At 41.0% G+C, this 20,099-nt stretch carries 10 protein-coding genes; 9 read left to right on the forward strand and 1 reads right to left on the reverse strand.

All coding sequences use genetic code 11. The features are described 5' to 3' along the window. The first annotated feature begins 5 nt into the window (after positions 1-5). The 8 genes from ACQK2H_RS08360 to ACQK2H_RS08395 all read left to right on the forward strand — a co-directional run bounded on the left by ACQK2H_RS08360 (position 6) and on the right by ACQK2H_RS08395 (position 18,623). Positions 6-12,989, forward strand: coding sequence for an amino acid adenylation domain-containing protein (locus ACQK2H_RS08360; RefSeq protein WP_425390980.1), 12,984 nt, complete (start codon positions 6-8; stop codon positions 12,987-12,989). A 93-nt stretch (positions 12,990-13,082) separates the two neighbouring features. Next, complete coding sequence (locus ACQK2H_RS08365) at positions 13,083-13,934, forward strand: phytanoyl-CoA dioxygenase family protein (RefSeq protein ID WP_425390981.1); 852 nt, start codon at positions 13,083-13,085, stop codon at positions 13,932-13,934. Between the two features lie 47 nt (positions 13,935-13,981). Further along, the gene (locus ACQK2H_RS08370; RefSeq protein WP_350205420.1) at positions 13,982-14,668 is read left to right on the forward strand and encodes a thioesterase II family protein; all 687 of its coding nucleotides are present in this window, start codon (positions 13,982-13,984) and stop codon (positions 14,666-14,668) included. Positions 14,669-14,684: 16 nt separating this feature from the next. After that, entirely contained in the window at positions 14,685-15,371 is a 687-nt protein-coding gene (locus tag ACQK2H_RS08375) for a 4'-phosphopantetheinyl transferase family protein (protein ID WP_425393131.1), read from the forward strand. Positions 15,372-15,760: 389 nt separating this feature from the next. After that, positions 15,761-15,985, forward strand: coding sequence for a hypothetical protein (locus ACQK2H_RS08380; protein ID WP_425390982.1), 225 nt, complete (start codon positions 15,761-15,763; stop codon positions 15,983-15,985). Between the two features lie 622 nt (positions 15,986-16,607). Continuing rightward, positions 16,608-16,955, forward strand: coding sequence for a DUF1801 domain-containing protein (locus tag ACQK2H_RS08385; protein WP_425390983.1), 348 nt, complete (start codon positions 16,608-16,610; stop codon positions 16,953-16,955). Between the two features lie 394 nt (positions 16,956-17,349). After that, positions 17,350-17,664: a hypothetical protein gene (locus tag ACQK2H_RS08390; protein WP_425390984.1), complete on the forward strand. Its 315-nt coding sequence runs from the start codon at positions 17,350-17,352 to the stop codon at positions 17,662-17,664. Positions 17,665-18,440: 776 nt separating this feature from the next. After that, on the forward strand, positions 18,441-18,623 hold the full coding sequence (locus ACQK2H_RS08395) for a hypothetical protein (RefSeq protein WP_425390985.1): 183 nt from the start codon (positions 18,441-18,443) through the stop codon (positions 18,621-18,623). Between the two features lie 120 nt (positions 18,624-18,743). Here the strand turns inward: ACQK2H_RS08395 and ACQK2H_RS08400 are convergent, their stop codons facing one another. Next, positions 18,744-18,974 (reverse strand): helix-turn-helix domain-containing protein, encoded by a 231-nt coding sequence (locus tag ACQK2H_RS08400; RefSeq protein ID WP_425390986.1) that lies wholly within the window; start codon positions 18,972-18,974, stop codon positions 18,744-18,746. Positions 18,975-19,177: 203 nt separating this feature from the next. On the opposite strand from ACQK2H_RS08400, the gene ACQK2H_RS08405 reads away from it, so the two are divergent. After that, complete coding sequence (locus ACQK2H_RS08405) at positions 19,178-19,969, forward strand: hypothetical protein (protein WP_425390987.1); 792 nt, start codon at positions 19,178-19,180, stop codon at positions 19,967-19,969. Positions 19,970-20,099: the final 130 nt, after the last annotated feature.

Here is a 20,099-nt window from a genome sequence, read left to right on the forward strand (position 1 = left end):
ATAAAATGAATAAAATTCTTCAATTTTTTATTGAATTAAGGAACGCCTACGGGGAAATTTGGGTGGAAAATGGTAGGATAAACTACTCGGCCCCCGAAGAATTCCAAAGCGACCAGACCGACAATTTCATCTTCAGCAATAAGGACAAAATCATCTCCATTCTTACATCAAATGAGATTGCTTCAGGTGAAGACTTCCGAAAAAAGGTAATTTTTAAAGGCGATAGTAGACCTCATTATCCGCTAAGTCCTGCTCAAGAGCGGTTATGGTTCATCGAGCAATTTGAAGAGGGTACTGATGCGTATCATGTCCCTATGGTGTTGGAGCTGGAAAATGATACTAATATGGATGGGGTTAGATACGCACTTCAGCAGGTGGTCTTGCGCCATGAAGTGCTTCGTAGCACCATCGAAAAAGGAGAAGACGGAGATGGGAGACAGTTAGTAGGAAAAGATACCCTTTCTATAGATGAAGTTAGCTTGACCACTGATGAAGCACTGGATGCACTGATTCAGTCAGAGATTCGACGGCCTTTTGACCTTTCAAAAGAATATCCGATTCGCGCGTTCTTTTACACAGTTACACCCAAGGATCAAGCGCATCCGGCACGTGTGGTCTTGCTTGTCAATATCCATCATATTGCTTGTGACGGATGGTCCATTGATATTTTCAGGAGTGAGCTCCTTGCCTATTACGAGGCCTACATGACTCAGGACACCAGTTTTAGTCTGGTTCCCTTGACGATCCAGTACAAAGATTATGCGCTCTGGCAAAGGAATTACTTAACAGGGGATGTGTTGGCTAATCAAATCAACTACTGGAAAGAAAAGCTTTCTGGCTATGAGACGTTAGCACTTCCCACAGATTACAGGAGGCCGTCTCAGATAGATTATAAGGGTCGGGAGCTTTACTTTACAATAAATCAAGAGACGAGTGATCGATTGCGTTCTTTGGCAAAAAGCCGTGGCACTACGCTACACAGCGTGCTATTGAGTAGTGTAAATATCTTGTTTGGGAAGTACAGCGGTCAAGAAGATATCGTGATAGGTAGTCCCATTGCCAATCGTCAGTATCACCAGACGACTGACCTGATCGGTTTTTTTGTAAACACGCAGGTAAACAGGACGGTTCTCAATGGCACTCAGAGTTACTCGGAGCTCATTGATCATGTTCATCAGGAGCAGGTATCAGCCCAGTTTTATCAGGATCTTCCATTCGAGAAGCTGGTAGACGAGTTAGGGATTGATCGTGACCTGTCTCGCCACCCACTGTTCCAGGTGATGTTTGGAGTGCAAAGTCTTGGAAGCAGCACCGCTTCCAGCCAGCAGAGTTACTTCGCACCCTACGAAGGAGAAGTATCAGGAGAGGTTTCGAAATTTGATTTGTCACTTTTCATCGACGACAGTGGTGAGACCTTATCGGGTAGGATTAGCTATGCGACAAGTTTGTTTAAATCGTCGAGTATCACCCGTCTCATTTCACATTATCAATTTCTTTTGGATCAGCTTGTGTCTCTTCCTGATCGTCCCTACAGTGAGATAAGTTTACTCGATCGTGATGAGTACGATAAGATTTTGCTAGACTGGAATGCAACAAGTCACCCGTATCCGGAGGGCGAGCCACTGCACGTGCTATTTGCTCGACAGGCATCTCAGACACCAGAAGCGATAGCGGTAGTGTTTGAAGGGGAATCGTTGACATACAATCAGCTTGAAGAAAGGAGTAATCAGCTAGCCAGACGTATTCGATCATACTATTCAGAGATCACTGGATCCTCGTTGACTGCCGATACGTTTATCGGGCTTTATTTGGAAAGAAGTTTGGAGATGCTGGTCGGTATTATGGGGGTTTTAAAGTCTGGTGGTGTGTGCGTACCATTGAATCCTGAATACCCAGAGGAGCGGATTAATTTTTTACTGGAAGATAGCGGAGCGTCCTTGATACTTACTCAGCGAGACCTTCTGGATCGTAGTACCAATGCGTTGGACAGATCAAAGTTACTGCACATCGATTTGTCGGAAACATACTACGAGGAGGAGAGTGTCGCTTCTGTAGGTCATGAGAGTCAATCGACCGATCTGGCTTATCTGATCTATACCTCAGGTACTACGGGTCGGCCAAAGGGGGTAATGATCTCTCATGGTAGCATTGTGAACAAATTGTCCTGGATGGCAGGCATGTATGAACTAGGGTCTTCGGATGTTGTTTTGCATAAAGCACCCTATACGTTTGATGTATCCATTTGGGAGTTGCTGCTGTCACCGGTAAGCGGAGCTAAGCTTGTGCTTGCCAAGCCGGAGGGTCATAAAGACAGCAGCTATTTGTATGACCTGATCGCTACTCAGGAGGTGACCCTTCTTCACTTTGTTCCGAGCATGCTGGAGACGTACAATGACTACCTGTCATCGCGAGGAGTAAGTTGGAACGCGAGCGTACGTTATTTGCTTTGCAGCGGCGAGGCCTTGAGCGACCGTCTGGTTGAGGAGACCTACTCGAAAGCTCCGGGTCCTGATTTTAAGATTTACAACCAATATGGGCCAACGGAAGCCTCCATTACTTATTCAGAAGTTCTCCCTGGCGAAGAGGTGAGCATCGGTCGTCCGATCCAGAATACGAAGGTGTATGTATTGGACCGTTACGAGCGCCCGGTTCCTGTGGGAGTTGTCGGTGAGCTTTACTTAGGAGGAGTGGGGCTTTCCAGAGGTTATCACAAGAACGCAGATCTAACCACATCTAAGTTCATTAGGAATCCGTTTTCTGCTGTGCCCTCAGAGGGTGTAGCTGATGAGCGTCTCTACAAGACAGGCGACCTGGTCCGCTGGCGATCAGATGGGAACCTAGAGTACCTTGGCAGGAACGACCATCAGGTGAAGATCAGAGGATATCGAGTAGAGCTGGGGGAAGTAGAGCAGGCACTGGAGGGCGTTGCAGGGATACGGCAGAGTTGTGTTTTGGTGAAGGAGCAAGAGATTCCATCGGGTGTACGCAAGTACCTGGTGGGTTACTATGTGTCGGATTTGACAGAAGAGTTGTCGCATGAGTTTTTGTCATTTCAGCTACGATCAGTTTTACCGGATCACATGATCCCTGATGCGTTTATGTGCCTTCCGGTTTTTCCTTTGACTGCGAATGGTAAGTTGGACAAGGACTCGTTACCCGATCCACTGTTTTCATCCGGTATGGACGAATATGTTGCACCTGTCACGGCATCGGAAGAGGAGTCCAGCAGGATCTGGGGATCGGTATTGGGTCTTGATCGGGTGGGCATAACGGATGATTTTTTTAGAATTGGTGGCAACTCTATTTTGGCGATCCAGGTATCTCACCGGATGAGTCAATCATTGAAAACAGAGATCAAGGTAGCAGACGTATTCTTATACAAGACCATCTCACAGCTGTTGCTAAACAGTCAGGGTCAGGGAGAGGAGCTCATCAGGAAGACCGGTGATCACCCTACGGTTTTATCCTTTGCTCAGGAGCGGTTGTGGTTCATAGAGCAGTTTGAAGAGGGGACAAACGCCTACCATATGCCGATGGTGTTGGAGTTGAAGCCAGAGACAAAGGAGGAGGCGGTTCACTATGCCCTAGATAAGATAGTTCAGCGACATGAAATCCTGCGAAGTACCATTGAAAAGGGTGAAAATCAAGAAGGGATACAGAGAGTCCATACCAAGCCACTTTCTTTGGAGGAAGAAGTACTTGACTTAGAAGACGACCTTGAGTCTCTGCTTAAATCCGATATTAATAAACCTTTTGATCTGAGTAATAAATACCCTATTAAGGTTAAGTTTTACAAAATAAGGTCATCGTGTAAGATACCTGCAGATTCATTTGATCGAATCATTGTTTTGGTTAACATTCATCACATTGCTTGTGACGGCTGGTCTAAGGATATTATTCAAAAAGAGTTACTAGCTTATTGTGATGCATTTCAAAGAGAGGACAAGCATTTCAATCTCCCGCCGCTGACCATACAGTATAAGGATTATGCCACCTGGCAGCGCACCTACCTGACGGGCGAGGTACTTCAAAGACAAATCAACTACTGGAAAGAGAAGCTTACCGGCTACGAAACCTTGGCACTACCGACTGATTACGTTCGCCCGCATCAGGTTGATTACAAAGGAGCTTATGAGTCTTTTGTGATAGAAAAACAGACGAGTGAAAAACTGCGGAAGTTGGCCAGGGATCATGGCACTACGATGCACACCGTCCTGTTGAGTAGTCTCAATATCTTGCTAGGGAAGTACACTGGCCAACGAGACATAGTAGTAGGCAGCCCCATTGCCAATCGACACCACCATCAGACAGCAGAGCTCATCGGGTTCTTTGTCAATACGCAGGTCAATAGAAGCAGACTAGAGGATGATCAGAGCTATGCCTCGTTGATCGATGTAGTTCACCAAGAGCAGGTGGCCTCTCAGTCTCATCAGGACTTACCTTTTGAGAAGCTGGTAGATGAGTTGGGAATCGACCGAGACCTTTCTCGTCACCCAATATTCCAGGTCTTGCTTGCTGTACAGAGCTTTGGGAGAAAGAAGGCTGATCATCAGAAAAAGTACTTCAAACCTTATGGAGGATCTCCTGCTTATGAGGTGGAGAAATTTGACCTCTCCATCTTTATTGATGACAGTGGTGAGAAGTTGGAGGGCACTATCAGCTATGCCACAAGCTTATTTCACAAAGACACTATCGTGAGACTGGTAAATCACTACACTTACCTGTTGTCACAACTTGCGAATGATCCGAAGCAACCTTACAGCCAGATCAGTTTGCTCGATACCAATGAATACCAGCGAGTCATACTGGACTGGAATTCCACAGAAAAGCAGTATTCAGATGAGTTGACGATACATGAGCTATTCGAAGAACAGGTAAAGAGGACACCCGATGAGGTAGCCTTGGTGTTTGAAGGAGAGGAACTGACCTACCAGGAACTAAACGAGAAGAGTAATCAGTTGGCTCGTCATATTAGGAAAAAGTACGAAGCACGGAAAGGTCACGAGCTAAAGCCGGATGCCTTGATCGCATTGTGTCTGGAGAGGAGCTTGGAGATGATTATTGGAATGTTGGGTGTGCTCAAGGCTGGAGGTGCTTACGTACCAATAGATCCTGATTATCCAGAAGAGCGGATTGATTACCTGTTGAAAGACACAGAGTCAGCCCTGATTCTGACCCAAAAGAGGTTAGTTAAGAGTGAAGGGCTGGCCTTACCTGAAGATAAAGTCCTATATATCGACCTTGCAAAATCATACTATCAAACGGAAGAGACTAGCGACTTGCAAGGTTCAAATACTTCGAATGACCTTGCCTACGTGATATACACATCTGGTACCTCGGGTAAGCCTAAGGGAGTCATGATAGAGCACAAATCGGTGACTCTATTTTGCCAAAGTGTAAAGGATACGTTAAGCAATTATCCGCCAAGACATTTTTTGCAATATGCCTCGATCGTTTTTGATGCATCGGTCATGGAAATATTTACTTCGCTTTTATATGGCCTTAAGCTGATTGTTGTCAACAATCAGGAGCGATCCGATAAAGAGCTTCTGGAATCATTAGTAGCAACCTATTCGATAGATACGGCAATACTGCCACCAGTTCTTTTAGAAACGCTTTCTTCCCAAAAATTCAAGTCGTTAAAAAACTTGCTTGTAGGAGGAGAGGCATTTTCATTAAGTCTAGTAAAACAGTGGAGTTCCAACCGCTCAATCGTGAATGCTTATGGACCCACTGAGACCACTGTTTGTGCCACTATGCACGTTTTCAATGGCACCGAAACAACATCTTTGATTGGAAAGCCGTTATTTGGAAAAAAAGCGTATGTGTTGGACACCAACATGATTCCTGTTCCAGTTGGAGTGATAGGAGAGTTGCATGTTGGAGGACCAGGATTAGCACGTGGCTATTTAAACAGTGAAACGCTAACCAAGAGGTACTTTGTACAGAATCCGTTTGCCGTATCAGAAGGAAAAGAGAGTAAGAATACGAGGTTGTACAAGACCGGTGACTTAGTCAGATGGCAAGAGGATGGTAGTCTGGAATACATTGGAAGGAATGACGACCAGGTCAAAATCAGAGGCTATAGAATAGAACTAGAAGAGATAGAATACGCACTTTCTACCATCGGAGGAATTAAACAAAGTGCCGTCCTTGTAAAGGAGCGTAAAACAGCTGTGGGTACAACAAAATTCCTAGTTTGCTACTATGTAATGGATTTGTCTGATGAGGTGTCAGATACTTTCATAAAAAGCAAATTGAGTTCGATTTTGCCGAGCTACATGGTTCCGGATGTTTATGTCTCACTCGCTAGCTTTCCTGCTACGATTAACGGCAAATTGGATAAAAATGCACTCCCCGATCCTTTATTTGGATCAGATGCTGAAAAGTATATCGCACCCGCATCAGAAACAGAACTGGAAGCCTGTAAAATATGGGAAGAGATCTTGGGAGTAGAGCGAGTAGGCCTTTCCGATGACTTTTTCAGAGTAGGAGGTAATTCCATAATGGCTATTCAGGTATCTCACAGAATGAGTCAGGTGCTCGGTGTAGATGTAAGAGTGGCAGACATTTTTAAAAATAAAAACATTTCCAAATTGCTAGCATTCAGCAAAGGACAGGATCAAGTTCGTATTACCAAAACCGACAAAAACACAGCTGTCCTCTCTTTCGCGCAGGAGCGATTATGGTTTATCGAACAGTTTGAAGGAGGAACACATGCTTACCATATGCCTTTCCTTTTTGAACTCAGTCCTGAAGCAGATCAGCAAGGAATACGTCACGCTTTGCAGCAGATGGTTATGCGTCATGAGGTTTTAAGAAGTACAATTGAGAAAGGAGAAAATCAAGAAGGAATACAAAGAGTACACAGCACCCCATTGGTAATAGGAGAGGAAATAGCGTCAGGGGAGGAGCAGTGGGAATCCTTAATTCGCGAAGAGGTTAGGCGCCCTTTCGATCTTCAAAAAGACTACCCAATGCGCGCGAGTTTTTACAAAAGCCGGGAGACCGACCGTGTGGTTTTGCTCTTGAATTTCCATCATATCGCCTTTGATGGTTGGTCAATAAGCATCTTTCATCGAGAGCTAAAGGCCTATTATGACGCATACCTCAGTGAGAATGCTGGGTTTGGCTTAGCTCCTTTGTCAATACAGTACAAGGACTACGCAATATGGCAAAGAGCCTACCTCTCAGGCGAGAAACTGGCAAAGCAGATCTACTATTGGAAGCAAAAATTGACAGGATATGAGAACCTCAATTTACCTACCGATTTTACCCGACCAGCACAATTTGATTATGAAGGTGCTCGGGAGCACTTTGAAATCAATGAGAAGACTAGCGAAAAGCTCAGGAGTCTAGCAGCAATGCGTGGGACAACACTTTACAGTGTCCTTCTCAGTAGTATCAACATTTTACTGACAAAGTATACAGGACAAAAAGACCTGGTAATCGGTAGCCCTGTTGCCAATCGGCATTTTTATCAGACTGCCGGACTTATTGGCTTCTTCGTTAACACACAAGTAAACAGGACCATACTTAAAGCAAGCCAGAGCTTTGTAGAATTGATAGATTCGGTCCATCGCGAGCAAGTCGAAGCCCAATTGCATCAGGATTTACCTTTTGAAAAGCTAGTCAATGAGCTTGGAATTGATCGGGATTTGTCTCGTCATCCGATCTTTCAGGTGATGTTCGGAGTGCAAGACTTTATGGCAGGCTCCGAAGATCATCATCACAACCAGTACCTCAAGCCTTTTGCTGGACCGTCTTCAGGTGAAGTTGCAAAGTTTGATCTTTCTATTTTTATTGATGACAGTCAGGGGTCGCTCCAAGGAAGCATTAACTATTCTACAAGCCTGTTTAAGCAATCCACGATCACTCGCCTCATTGTGCTGTATCAGAATCTTCTTGAAGGTTTAATCGAGAGCCCTTATGTGCCTTATAACCAGATTAGTTTGCTTAAAGAGGATGAGTACCAAAAAGTAGTGGTGCATTGGAATAAGACTGAAAAGTCATTTCCGGTAGACACAACAATCCACAAGTTGTTTGAGATTCGAGCTGCTAAACATCCTAATAAAGTGGCATTAGTTTACGAGGGAGAAAGGATTACCTATAAGGACCTTAATAAGAAGAGTGACCAGCTGGCCGTCTACATCCTTAAAAAGTATAAGCAGAAAACGGGAAAAGAGCTTCAGCCAGACACCTTGATTGCATTGTGCCTGGAAAGAGGATTAGAGATGATTATTGGTATCCTTGGAACGATGAAAGCAGGAGGGGGCTACCTTCCGATTGATACAAGTTACCCACAGAGTAGAGTGGACTACCTCCTTGAAGATAGTTATTCAGAGCTTATTTTGACCCAGCGAAGATTAGCTGAAAATGAAAATCTAAGATCACATCAGGATAAAACACTATTTATCGATCTGTCCGAGAATCTTTATCAGGATCAGGATGTTGCTAACCTCGTCAATCGAAATCAGTCAAGAGATCTTGCTTATGTAATCTATACTTCTGGCACCACAGGCAACCCAAAAGGCGTGATGGTGGAGCATCAAGGGGTGATCAACTTAGTGTTCAATCAAAAAGAAAAACTGAATTTAAGACCAAGCTCTAGGGTAATTCAGTTCGCTTCATACATCTTCGATGCCTCCGTATGGGAAATATTTGGTACGTTGTGTACTGGAGGGACTCTTTTCATTTTATCAAGTGGGATAAGGGAAAATGCGAATCTGCTTGCAGAGTATTTGGAGGAGCAGGAAGTAAGTGTTGCCACGTTGCCCCCGGCGATACTATCTCTCATAGAACCGAGGCCATTTGAAAAACTAGAGACTCTTGTGGTAGCTGGTGAAGTATGCGCAGCTTCACTTATGGATAGATGGAGTGAGAAACGGCGACTGTTCAATGCCTACGGACCAACTGAGGCTACAGTATGTACCTCTATGCATGAATATATGAAAGGAAGCAGCCACACCAATATAGGACGGCCTCTAAGTAATGTCAACTGCTATGTTTTAGATACTGATCTATGTGTAGTACCTGACGGAGTAGTAGGTGAATTGTATATCGGAGGAGCCGGAGTAGCAAGAGGCTATTTGAATAACGAAAACCTTACAGTAGAGCGCTTTATTGATAATCCTGTCTTGATAGAATCGGGAGAGGTAAAAGACAGGCAGAAGCTATACAAGACGGGCGACCTTGTTAGATGGATGCCTGATGGTCAGTTAGAATACCTGGGTCGAAACGATGATCAAGTGAAAATCAGGGGCTACCGAATTGAGATGGAAGAAGTGTCTCATGCACTATCCCAAATTAGTGAGATAAGTCAGGCTTGTGTGCTGTTCCAAAAGCGTAGCGTTGGAACAGGAGACGAAATGGCATACCTGGCCGGTTACTATGTGTTGAACTCGACTTCACAATCGACTACTCGACAGGAAGTTTACGACAAGTTGGTAAGCACATTGCCTCTACATATGATTCCGGATGTCTTGGTGAATATGAAAAGTTTTCCAAGAACCGTAAATGGAAAGATTGATAAAAAGGCATTAATTGATCAGGATGTAGATTTACCTATAGAGCGCTATGTCGCACCTAGTACCGAGATGGAGTTGGCCGTCTGTAAGATTTGGAAAGAACTGTTAGGACTAAAGAGGGTGGGAATAAACGACGGTTTTTTTGGTATTGGTGGAAACTCTATGCTGGCAATCCAAGCCTCTCACCAGATCAGTCAGAAGCTGGGAATTGAAGTAAAGGTATCAGATATATTTAAACACAAGACTATTCTAAAATTACTAAGACATTGCCTGAATAAAAAACAGGTGGTTATCCCTTCTACAGACAAAAACTGCATGCCATTGTCTTTTGCCCAGGAGCGATTGTGGTTCATAGAGCAGTACGAAGGAGGAACGAATGCCTATCATGTGCCGATTGTTTTAGAGCTGGAAGAAAAAACTAATGAAAAAGGCTTGCAGTACGCCTTAGATCGTATAGTGACTCGTCACGAGGTCTTGCGAAGTACGATAGAGAAGAGAAAAGACGGGGAAGGAATCCAACGAATTCACTCTGACTCTCTGATGTTCGATGAATGTGTTTATTCACAATCCGATAGTTTAGAAGAATTGATTACATCGTATATCAATCAGCCCTTTAAACTCGACAAAGAGTATCCGGTCAGAGTGAAGTTCTTTAAGCTTAGTCCGGATACAAAAGCAAACAATAACATCAAACGTGTGATGGTAATAAACATCCATCATATTGCCACCGATGGTTGGTCCATTGATCTTTTTATGAAGGAACTCTATGCCTATTATGAAGCATTCATAGATCAGAATACAAACTTTAATCTTCCTTCACTAGCTATTCAATACAAGGATTATGCACAATGGCAGCGTTCCTATTTGAACAATGAAAGGTTAGCCGATCAGGTGAGTTTTTGGAAAAAGAAACTAGAGGGTTATGAAACCCTGGCCTTACCATGTGACTTCGCGCGGCCAAGCCAGATCAATTACAGTGGTGCTCAAGAACACTTTACTATCCCAAAAGAAGTAAGCAACGAACTACGCAGCTTGGCAAAACTTAATGATACAACACTTCATTGTGTGTTGCTGAGTGGTGTAAGTATCCTGCTGGGAAAATACAGTGGGCAGGAAGACATCGTAATAGGTAGTCCTTTTGCCAATAGACACTATCACCAAACGGCGGATCTCATTGGTTTCTTTATTAATACGCAAGTCAATAGGACTAAGCTGAGAGCAGATCAAAGCTATGCATCACTGATATCAGAAGTCCATAAAGATCAAATCACCTCGCAGTTGTATCAAGACTTACCATTTGAAAAGTTAGTTGATGAATTGGGAGTCGTTCGGGATCAATCTAGACACCCTATATTTCAGGTGATGTTCGGTGTACAAGGCTTTGGTAGGGACGTCAAAAAAAATCAATTTTTCAGAACCCTAACTAATTCAGAGGCCTATCAAGTAGCTAAATTTGACTTGTCAATATTCATTGATGACAGTGGTGACGAACTCAGAGGGCTGATTAACTATGCCACAAGCATATTCCGAAGTTCGACGATTGCCAATTTAATCCGTCATTTCTTGCACTTGCTCGAACAACTTGTGAACGTTCCGGATCGGCCCTACAGTAAAATAAGTCTACTTTCATATTCGGAATATGAAATGGTTACCAAAACCTGGAATGCTACAAATAACTTTTACCATAAGGACACGCGTATCCATGAGTTATTTGAGAAGCAAGTCGAAAAGTTTCCCGAGAATGTTGCTTTGACCTATGAAGGTCAAACTTTAACCTACAAACAGCTCAATGAAAGGAGCAACCAACTGGCGTGGTCAATAAGAGCTGAATACAAGAAAAAGGTGGGTAAAGCCTTGGAAGCTGATACACTGATTCCGTTGCTACTGGAAAGAAACCTGGAGATGGTAGTAGGAATATTGGCAGTCTTAAAAGCAGGAGGAGCCTATGTTCCTCTTGGAACAGACTATCCTCAGAAAAAAATTGATTTTCTTCTGCAAGATACCCACTCATCGTTGGTTTTATCTCAAAGAGGTCTGATAGAAAAAGGTAACTTGAGAGTTTCCAATAGTAAGGTGCTATACACGGACTTTACGGAACTTTGCTATCAAGAAGAAAATATGACCAATCTTCCGAAGTACAGTACCTCCCGAGATCTTGCCTACGTCATCTACACCTCAGGGACTACCGGTACACCTAAGGGGGTAATGGTCGAGCATACAGGCCTTGTCAATTTGGTTAATGTGCAGAGCAGGCAGTTTGGCCTGGACGAAAGATCCAGGATGCTGCAGTTTGCTTCTTATGCGTTTGATGCTTCGGTATGGGAAATCTTTGGGGCACTCTCCGTGGGAGCCTCGCTTGCGATCGTTTCAGCTGATACCAGGAAAGATGCCATACAGCTAGGTAAATATCTAGAAGACCAGCGAATAACATCAGCAATTCTTCCTCCGGCCTTATTGGCTTTATTGGAAAAAAGAGACCTAGTAGATCTGAGAACCTTAGTTGTAGGAGGAGAAGCTTGTACACTAGATGTGATGACTGCATGGAGCGCGGGTAGGCAGTTTATCAATGCTTATGGTCCGACAGAATGCACCGTATGTGTTTCCATGCATGAATTTAAGGAGGGCAGCCTCAGTACAGACATTGGAAGACCCGCTGACAATACAAGTTTTTATGTGTTGGATTCGAACCTTCAGCCAGTCCCCGCAGGGTTTGTTGGTGAACTTTACATCGGAGGAGTTGGTGTTGCTAGAGGCTACTTAAATAACAAAGAGCTTACTGAGGCGCGTTTTATTTCGAATCCATTGGATAGAGTCGAACCCAATGAAAATAGCCCTTCTCGACTTTACAGGACAGGGGACATGGTAAGATGGTTGCCTACTGGGAGTCTTGAGTACATAGGCAGAAAAGATGATCAGGTAAAAGTCAGAGGGTATCGAATTGAGTTGAGCGAAATAGAACACGTCTTATTAAAGGTGTCAGGGATAGCACAATGTTGCGTACTGTTGAGAGAACGTAATCATACAAAAGAAGATAAAGACAAATACTTGGTGTGCTATTATACATTAGCTTCAGGTGCTGAGGAGTTATCTAAAGATCACATTTATAATGAGTTAGCCAATTTTCTACCGGACTACATGATCCCCAATTTCTTCTTAAAATTGGATGCCTTCCCACTTACATCGAATGGAAAGTTGGATAAAAAAGGTTTGCCTCTTCCAGACTTCAGGTCGTTAGAAGAAAACTATGTGGCTCCGCAGACACCCATTGAGCTGGATATCTGTGCCATATGGGAAGACGTGCTAAATGTAGAGCGTGTAGGTGTCAAAGATGACTTTTTCAAAGTAGGGGGAAACTCGATTCTCGCCATAAGAGCAGTAAAAAAAATGAACGAAGTATTACCGCAAAAATTATCGATTCGAGACCTTTTCTTAAAGGCTACAATTAGGGAACTGTTAAGTTGATACTTATTCTTGTACTTCAGTAAATAAATATTAGCTAAAAACTGATGTAGATAGGTACAATAAATATATTTGAAAAATCATATCACTAAAAAAATGAATCAAACTGAAAAAAGCCAAACGATCAAAAATGAAGAACTGTCTGCATATAAAGTAAAATACGATGCAGAGGGATTCCTGTTGCTAGATAGTTTCTTAAGTAAGCACGAGATCTCTGTGATAGTTGATGAAATTCCGCAAATAAAAAAAATCGATCCCAATGCGGTTATATTCGAGAAGTCCGGAGAAGTCCGGAGTATTTTCGTTGAGGTGGAAAAAAACAGTGTGATCGATGCTATAGTACAAAATAATGACCTTATAGCGATAGTCAGTGAATTAATCGGAAGTGAGGTATACCCTTATCAGATAAAGTTTAATAACAAGTGTGCTTTTCTGGGGGAGCCATGGGAATGGCATCAAGATTTTGTGTTTTGGCATAAGGAAGATGGAATGCCGGAGCCTGATGCGTTGACGGTCGCTATCTTTTTAGGTGATATACATGAATATAACGGTCCAATGTACCTGGTACCAGCTTCACATAAAGCCGGCCTGTTGAGTTTTCAACAATATGATTCAAATCTTAACGATGAAAGTGACGCTTTCAAAGAGTATCAAAATTCGAAACCCTACATTTCACAGCTATCTTCTAAACTGAAATATGTTTTGGAAGAAGAGACTATCAAAAAAAACATTAGAGAAAAGGGAGTGCTTTCAGCCAAGGGAGCAGCTGGGACTCTGTTGTTTTTTCATAGCAACCTGATCCATGCCTCTCCCTCAAATTTGTCTCCTTGGGATCGAAACATTCTGTTCATTTCCTACAATAGCATAAAAAATCATCCTCCCATCGAGTTGATGAAGCGACCAAGCTTCATCGCGAACAAGTCGGGATCTTTTCATCAGCTTAGTTAAGGTAGTAAAGTTTCCAAAATACCTATTTTGTAACGAGAAGATAAAAAATGAGACTTTTCTGTTTGCCATACGCGGGAGGCTCTTCCGTTGTTTTTAGTAAGTGGCCAGCGTATTTGGATAAGACAATTGAATTGGTACCAATTGAACTTGCTGGTAGAAGAAATCGCTTACTTGAGCCACTCTACGATGATTATCAGGAGATGGTTGATGACATCGTTTCAATGCTAAAAAGCAATATTGATAGCGAATACGCTATTTTTGGACATAGCCTGGGTGGATATGCAGCTTATGATGTTTTCAATACGTTAAAAGCGAATAGTTTGCCACTACCCCAGCATGTTTTCTTTTCTGGTGTTGCCGTCCCACATCTGATGGAAACAGAAAAGAAGTACAGAGGCATGAGTGAGGAAGAATTCATTAAAATTCTGAAAGAATTTGGAGGTACTCCGCCCGAGTTTTTTGAATATCCGGAATTATTAGAAGTATTCTTACCGGTTTTGAGAAGTGATTTTGGACTTCTGGAGACAAGGGATCACACCCATAATACGACTCCTCTGAACATCGACATTACAGTTTTTTTAGGTAAGGATGAACCTTTAACACCGAAACAGTGCGACGGTTGGAAAAACTACTCCGATAAAATAGTGACGATTTGTTATTTTGAGGGTGGACATTTTTTTCTCAATAGTGAACTGGATAAGATGATCCAAATAATTAATAAAAATCTAAAATGATGATGTTTGCATGGGAATGGTGAGTGGGCATTCTGAAAATACAGACCTTAAAAAGAGCAACGAAATCCTAATACTGTACTCGCACATCAATCAACATCTCTCAGATTCCTCTTGGAATAAAGCAATGGGGCAACTTCCCAATTACATGCAGACAGGAGTTCAGGCGTTACATCACTGGCAAGATCGTCATGCAAGCCTGGTTGGCAAACTTTTACTTAAAAGAGCCCTGAAAATGTTCGGCTATCCTGAGAATGTCCTGAACGACATTCGCTATTCACAAAACGGAAAACCCTACATAGACTCCAGTCTGGACTTCAATCTTTCACATACGAGAAAACATGTGCTGTGCGCTATCGGTAGAGGGTTGTGCTTAGGGATCGATATAGAGGAAATACGTTCAATGAATCTTGAGGCTTTTAAAAGCTCTTTTAATGGAAACGCTTGGGATTATATAAATAATTCTAGTAATCCTATGAGGACGTTTTTCAAATATTGGACCATCCTTGAAAGTGTCATTAAGGCTGATGGTCGTGGCCTGGAAATCTCTTTACCTGAGATTGGAATTACAGGTTCACGTGCTTTCTTGGAAAGTAAAACATGGTATTTAAATTCATTCAGCAAAATAGATAACAATTGGATTTCTGTATCCTCCAATAAAAAGATAGATAAGATAGATTGGCTGGAAATTGTACTTCCTTTTTAAAAATACTTCCACCTTACTTGAAAGACTTAGGCCGAGTAAACTCAACTATTCTACTAATACATAGGTGTCTCAATTAAGAGACATGGTTTGGATTAGAACACTCAATGATAACTAATCATTGCATCTATTCGATTACTCTTTTAGAACAACTTCTATGTTTTTGTGAATTAGATAGCCTATTTCAACCCCTTGGCTGCATTTATGCAATCTTTTTTTGTAAGAATCGCAAAAACTTTTGTTTATTCGATGGGATTCTCGAGATATTCTTCATTTTCAGGACCTTCAAGGTAATAAGCATTTGCTGTAAGATTTGTCATTTTAGACGCCAGCTGCAGGAACAGAGTTGGCAATGCAGTGGAATAAAATATAATATCTCACGACAGAGAAAAATGAAAAGATATTTCAAGTTGATTTCTAAACAATATCGTACTCAAATCTCAATGCCTCCTTCTGGTGATGTTCCAATTGACACTATTAAGAAAATTCGGAAAGATTTAGCTTTGGATGATGAAAACGGGGTTGATTCAGCATACTTCTATGGTAAAGAATCTCAAAAAATTGATGATTTTATAAATAGTTACAGGCAAACATTATCCAGACTAGCGAAACTTTAATGCTTGGCCTCTAACCAAACTTTCTCAAAACGAATGAAATACTTTTTTCTATTTACACTTATTCTGTTGTTAGGTTGCAGCAAACAAGATTCTCAAGTTAATGAATACTTTAAGGCGACTATTATCAATGGATCTGAGAGTGATTTTGATCTATACCTTGGAACAGTAGATAGGCTTAACGATTTCGAGTTTATATCTACTATAAAAATTTCTCAGAGTATAATTATTGATAGTCTACAGTTTTCAACCAGTTACGTTTGTCGGATTACATGCGTCGACGAACATATTTCTGAATACTATTATGAACTACCTTTCAAAATAGAGAATGGAAATGCTGAGATAACTATACAACAGTCTAAGATTGAATGATACGAACATGGAGAAAGTTGCTGACACTGTGGGGTATTGGCAAGATAATCCAATTCCTAGCGAGGATAGGAAAGCCTTTACTGCGGAATTGGCAATAGCCTCTAAACTCGATAAGACTGGTTCGTCATTCTGATGTTTAGTTTTGTTTTCCAGGCTTTAACTCTAATTCGAATACCAGATCGAGTTAAGAAAGAGGTTTCCGAAGCTTCGCATCAGGAATGAGTAAGATTTGTCATACAAAACGAATAAATAGATGGAGCCGCTATTTAAGATTGCCTCGAAAGATATTCAGACGATGGATCTTGAACCCTGGCTTGAACAGAAGTCGGATGAACTTAGATCAATTGCACATAAATGGTTCACTACGATTATGAAATGTGGAACTGATGTTCAAGAAGTATTCCATGATGGATGCCCTGTGGCATGTATAGGAGATGCTCCTTTTGCCTATGTGAACGCGTTCAAAAAACATGTTAATCTTGGATTTTTTTATGGAGCAGATTTACCAGATGAAATGGGTTTGCTAGAAGGATCGGGGAAACGAATGCGGCACGTAAAGTTGAGACCTGAAGAAACGATTGATGAAAGAGCTCTGATATAACTCATTCATTTCGCATATCAGGACTTAAAAGATAAATTATTGGTTGAGTAACTGTCTCACAGAACGAAGACAACCTAATATATCAATTGATTATATTGCAAGTACAGTTTAAAGCTGGTTCTTAATGATTTGCCTCACTAATTTAGTGAGGCTTTTTTAGCTTATAACGAAGCATTAAAAAATGAATAGTAGTCAGCCATTAGAAACAAATGAGAATTGGAAAACAGGAACAGAGTGTCCGGAAACTTCTTATTACTGTTGCGAGATTCATCCTGGAACGGAGGCTTGGGTTTTGGAAGGGGATGATTTTCCTAAATGCGACCAAAAAGGAATGCCTCATAGAACTACTTGGCATAAACTAATCAAGTCTCACTAAACGAAATTAAATAATCTCATGTACAGAGTTGATAAAAGAGATTTTGCTGTTTCTGAAATAATTATGCCAAGTTCTGAATTATATCAAGATAAGGCATCATTTTCTCCAATTGATATGGAAATTGAAAGGGCTTTAGATGAAACCTTGCCACATGACAAAAATGGAAGAGCTTCAAGTTTGTTTATTTTCTCAGAGTTTTCGGATGCTATACGATACTCGGTTAGAATGACGAATTCTAAATTATATAAAATACGCGGCTTGGAAGTGGGAACGAATGAAAGAAGGAACCGTTTTGGATTAGAATCAGAATTTTTCCCTGATAGGCTACTGTGATTCTGTGGAACTTTCGGAATAATCAGTCATTGTTCCTTGAAGAATATAAGCTCTTAGTTCAGAATTAAATTTTAATCTCTAAAAGCATCTTCCAAATCATGTTTTCTCAGAAAATAGTATAGTTCGATTAGCATGTGGTGATTGAAGTCATCTCTATTTAAAAGATCAGATGCCGTATACCTAATAAGTAGAGAGTAAAGACAGCTGCATCTTTGATTTAGTACAAACTCTTGCAATTCCTTTGAAAGCGGTAAGTTTTCAATATGCTCGCGTAGTACATGATCGGAATCAGTCAAATCTGGACTTTCTTTGAATTTAAATTATCAATTGATAATATTCAACATTTTAGAAATCAGTTATACTAGTTTTTGTATTTGTTGATTTCCTCAGGTACTGATTCATTCAGACGACCCTAACACTCAATATTAGCAGCAATTAATGGTTTTGGTAGAATAGTGGGTCATTCAATTGGACATAGAGGGTCATTTAATTGACCCCATACAAAACTCTCTAAAAAGCAGCTGTCGATTAGCATAGTAGTTAATCTTATGTTAACTACTATACTCCACTTCAATACCTTGTATAGAAACAAAAAAAGACTGCCCTGTTTGGACAGTCTTAATCATTAAGAATCAGCTCGACAATTCTTGTCATGTGATTAGCTCCGTGAACTTAGCAACTAAGTATCTAACAAGAAATCTTTATATAGCTAGTCTTCAGCGAAGCTTACTCTTTGTTCGATATATTTGAAGATAGGTAACTAAAAAAGTTTTCTTATGCTCAGAAAATCAAAAGATGCAATCGAATACGATTTGATTCTGTCAATGTCCTCCAATGAAAAATTATCCCCACATCAAATTCTACAGAGAGCAAAGGAGATAGCATGGCTAGTGGATCGAAAATCAGAAAGGTACCCAGCTTTAGATATCGAAGGACTTTCTAAAGGGTTGAAGAAATAGTTTATTTAAAAAACTCGTCAATCGATCAACTCATATAGTTGATTCTAAGCAGCAAGTCCAAAATATGCTACTTCTAAATTAAATGCCAAAGGACATAGACAGTGTACTGCACGATGGAGATTATTTATTCTTAGGAATAAGGTCAGAAATGTGGATATCTAACCCATCAGCTATTTGAAGGAGATAACCATATGAGGGGCTGATCTTGCCGTTTTCAACTCTATTTAGGGAAGGCTGATCTTTACCCATTTTATATGCTAGTTCAGTCTGCGAAAGACCCTTTGATTCCCGGATCGCTCTAATGTGTTTTCCAAGCTCTACGATTCTACGATCCAAATCCCTTTCAGTCATATCTGAAAATTGGTCGTAGAATCAATTTGAATCTATAACGGATATGTTATAATTGCAGAAAACCTGTCATTATGTATTTACGATATTTAGTGTGCATTCTTGTTTGCATTTGTCAAATTAGCTTAGCTCAGAACTGTGAAGAGTATAGAACAACTTCAAAAAGTGATGCTGGTGATCTAATAGAATCTTATGGTTCTTCTCTTATGGGTGCACTAAATTCTATTAGATTCTCAATTAATATCACACAAGTAAATCAAGGTTCTGGTGGAACATTTTTGGTACTTAATTATTCTGATAGAAATACACCGTCCGTTTACAATGAATATGTAAAAGGTGATCTTTCGAATGACAAGCTCGAAAAGAGCTTCGTGATAATTGAATTTGAAAGTGGGGAGATCCTATCTTTTGAGAATCCAACAGAATGCAGCTTGAGAGAAACTCCAGAAACAGCAACTTTTGGAGACACCAAATACACTCGTTATAATGTTTTCTTCATGCATCCAGTAACCAAGAAGGAATTTGCGATTTTCCAGCAGCATAAGATTAAGAAAATAGTCTATCAATTTGGAGACAGAAGCACCTCAAGGGAAATAGATACTTCACGAAAAAAGGACTTGCGGATAGTTGATTATTTACACAACGCTTTCAATTGTATTGATTTGGAAACAATCTATGAATTGAAGGTGAAACCTTCTAGTGAATTAGACTTAACAGAAGTTTCTGTAGATGAATACTCTGAGGTAATTATTGGAACATGGGGTGCTAAGATGAACGGAGTTACAATTGAAATGCAATTGGATAGTGCCAATAATGCATTGTTCATATTGAATGGAGATAAGGAGGTGAAAGGAACGTATAAGATTAGTGGTTCCAACTTTATTTTCTTCGGAGAGGCAAGCAATCAAATAAGTCCAATTGAGACATTTCTTACTGATATGATCGTGATAGAGGATAATGCTGTCGGAAAGGATATCACATATTCACGTATTAAATAAACGACTTTCTTTCGAATATTTGCTATTCAGTAATGTTTGGATCTGACATTGCAATAGCAAGATCGTATTTAATTTCTTTGAGAGATTTGTTCATTTTAGTTAAACGCATATTAAGGATCATTTAACCATC

This window comes from Ekhidna sp. (genome assembly GCF_965228795.1).
Taxonomy (GTDB): domain Bacteria; phylum Bacteroidota; class Bacteroidia; order Cytophagales; family Cyclobacteriaceae; genus Ekhidna.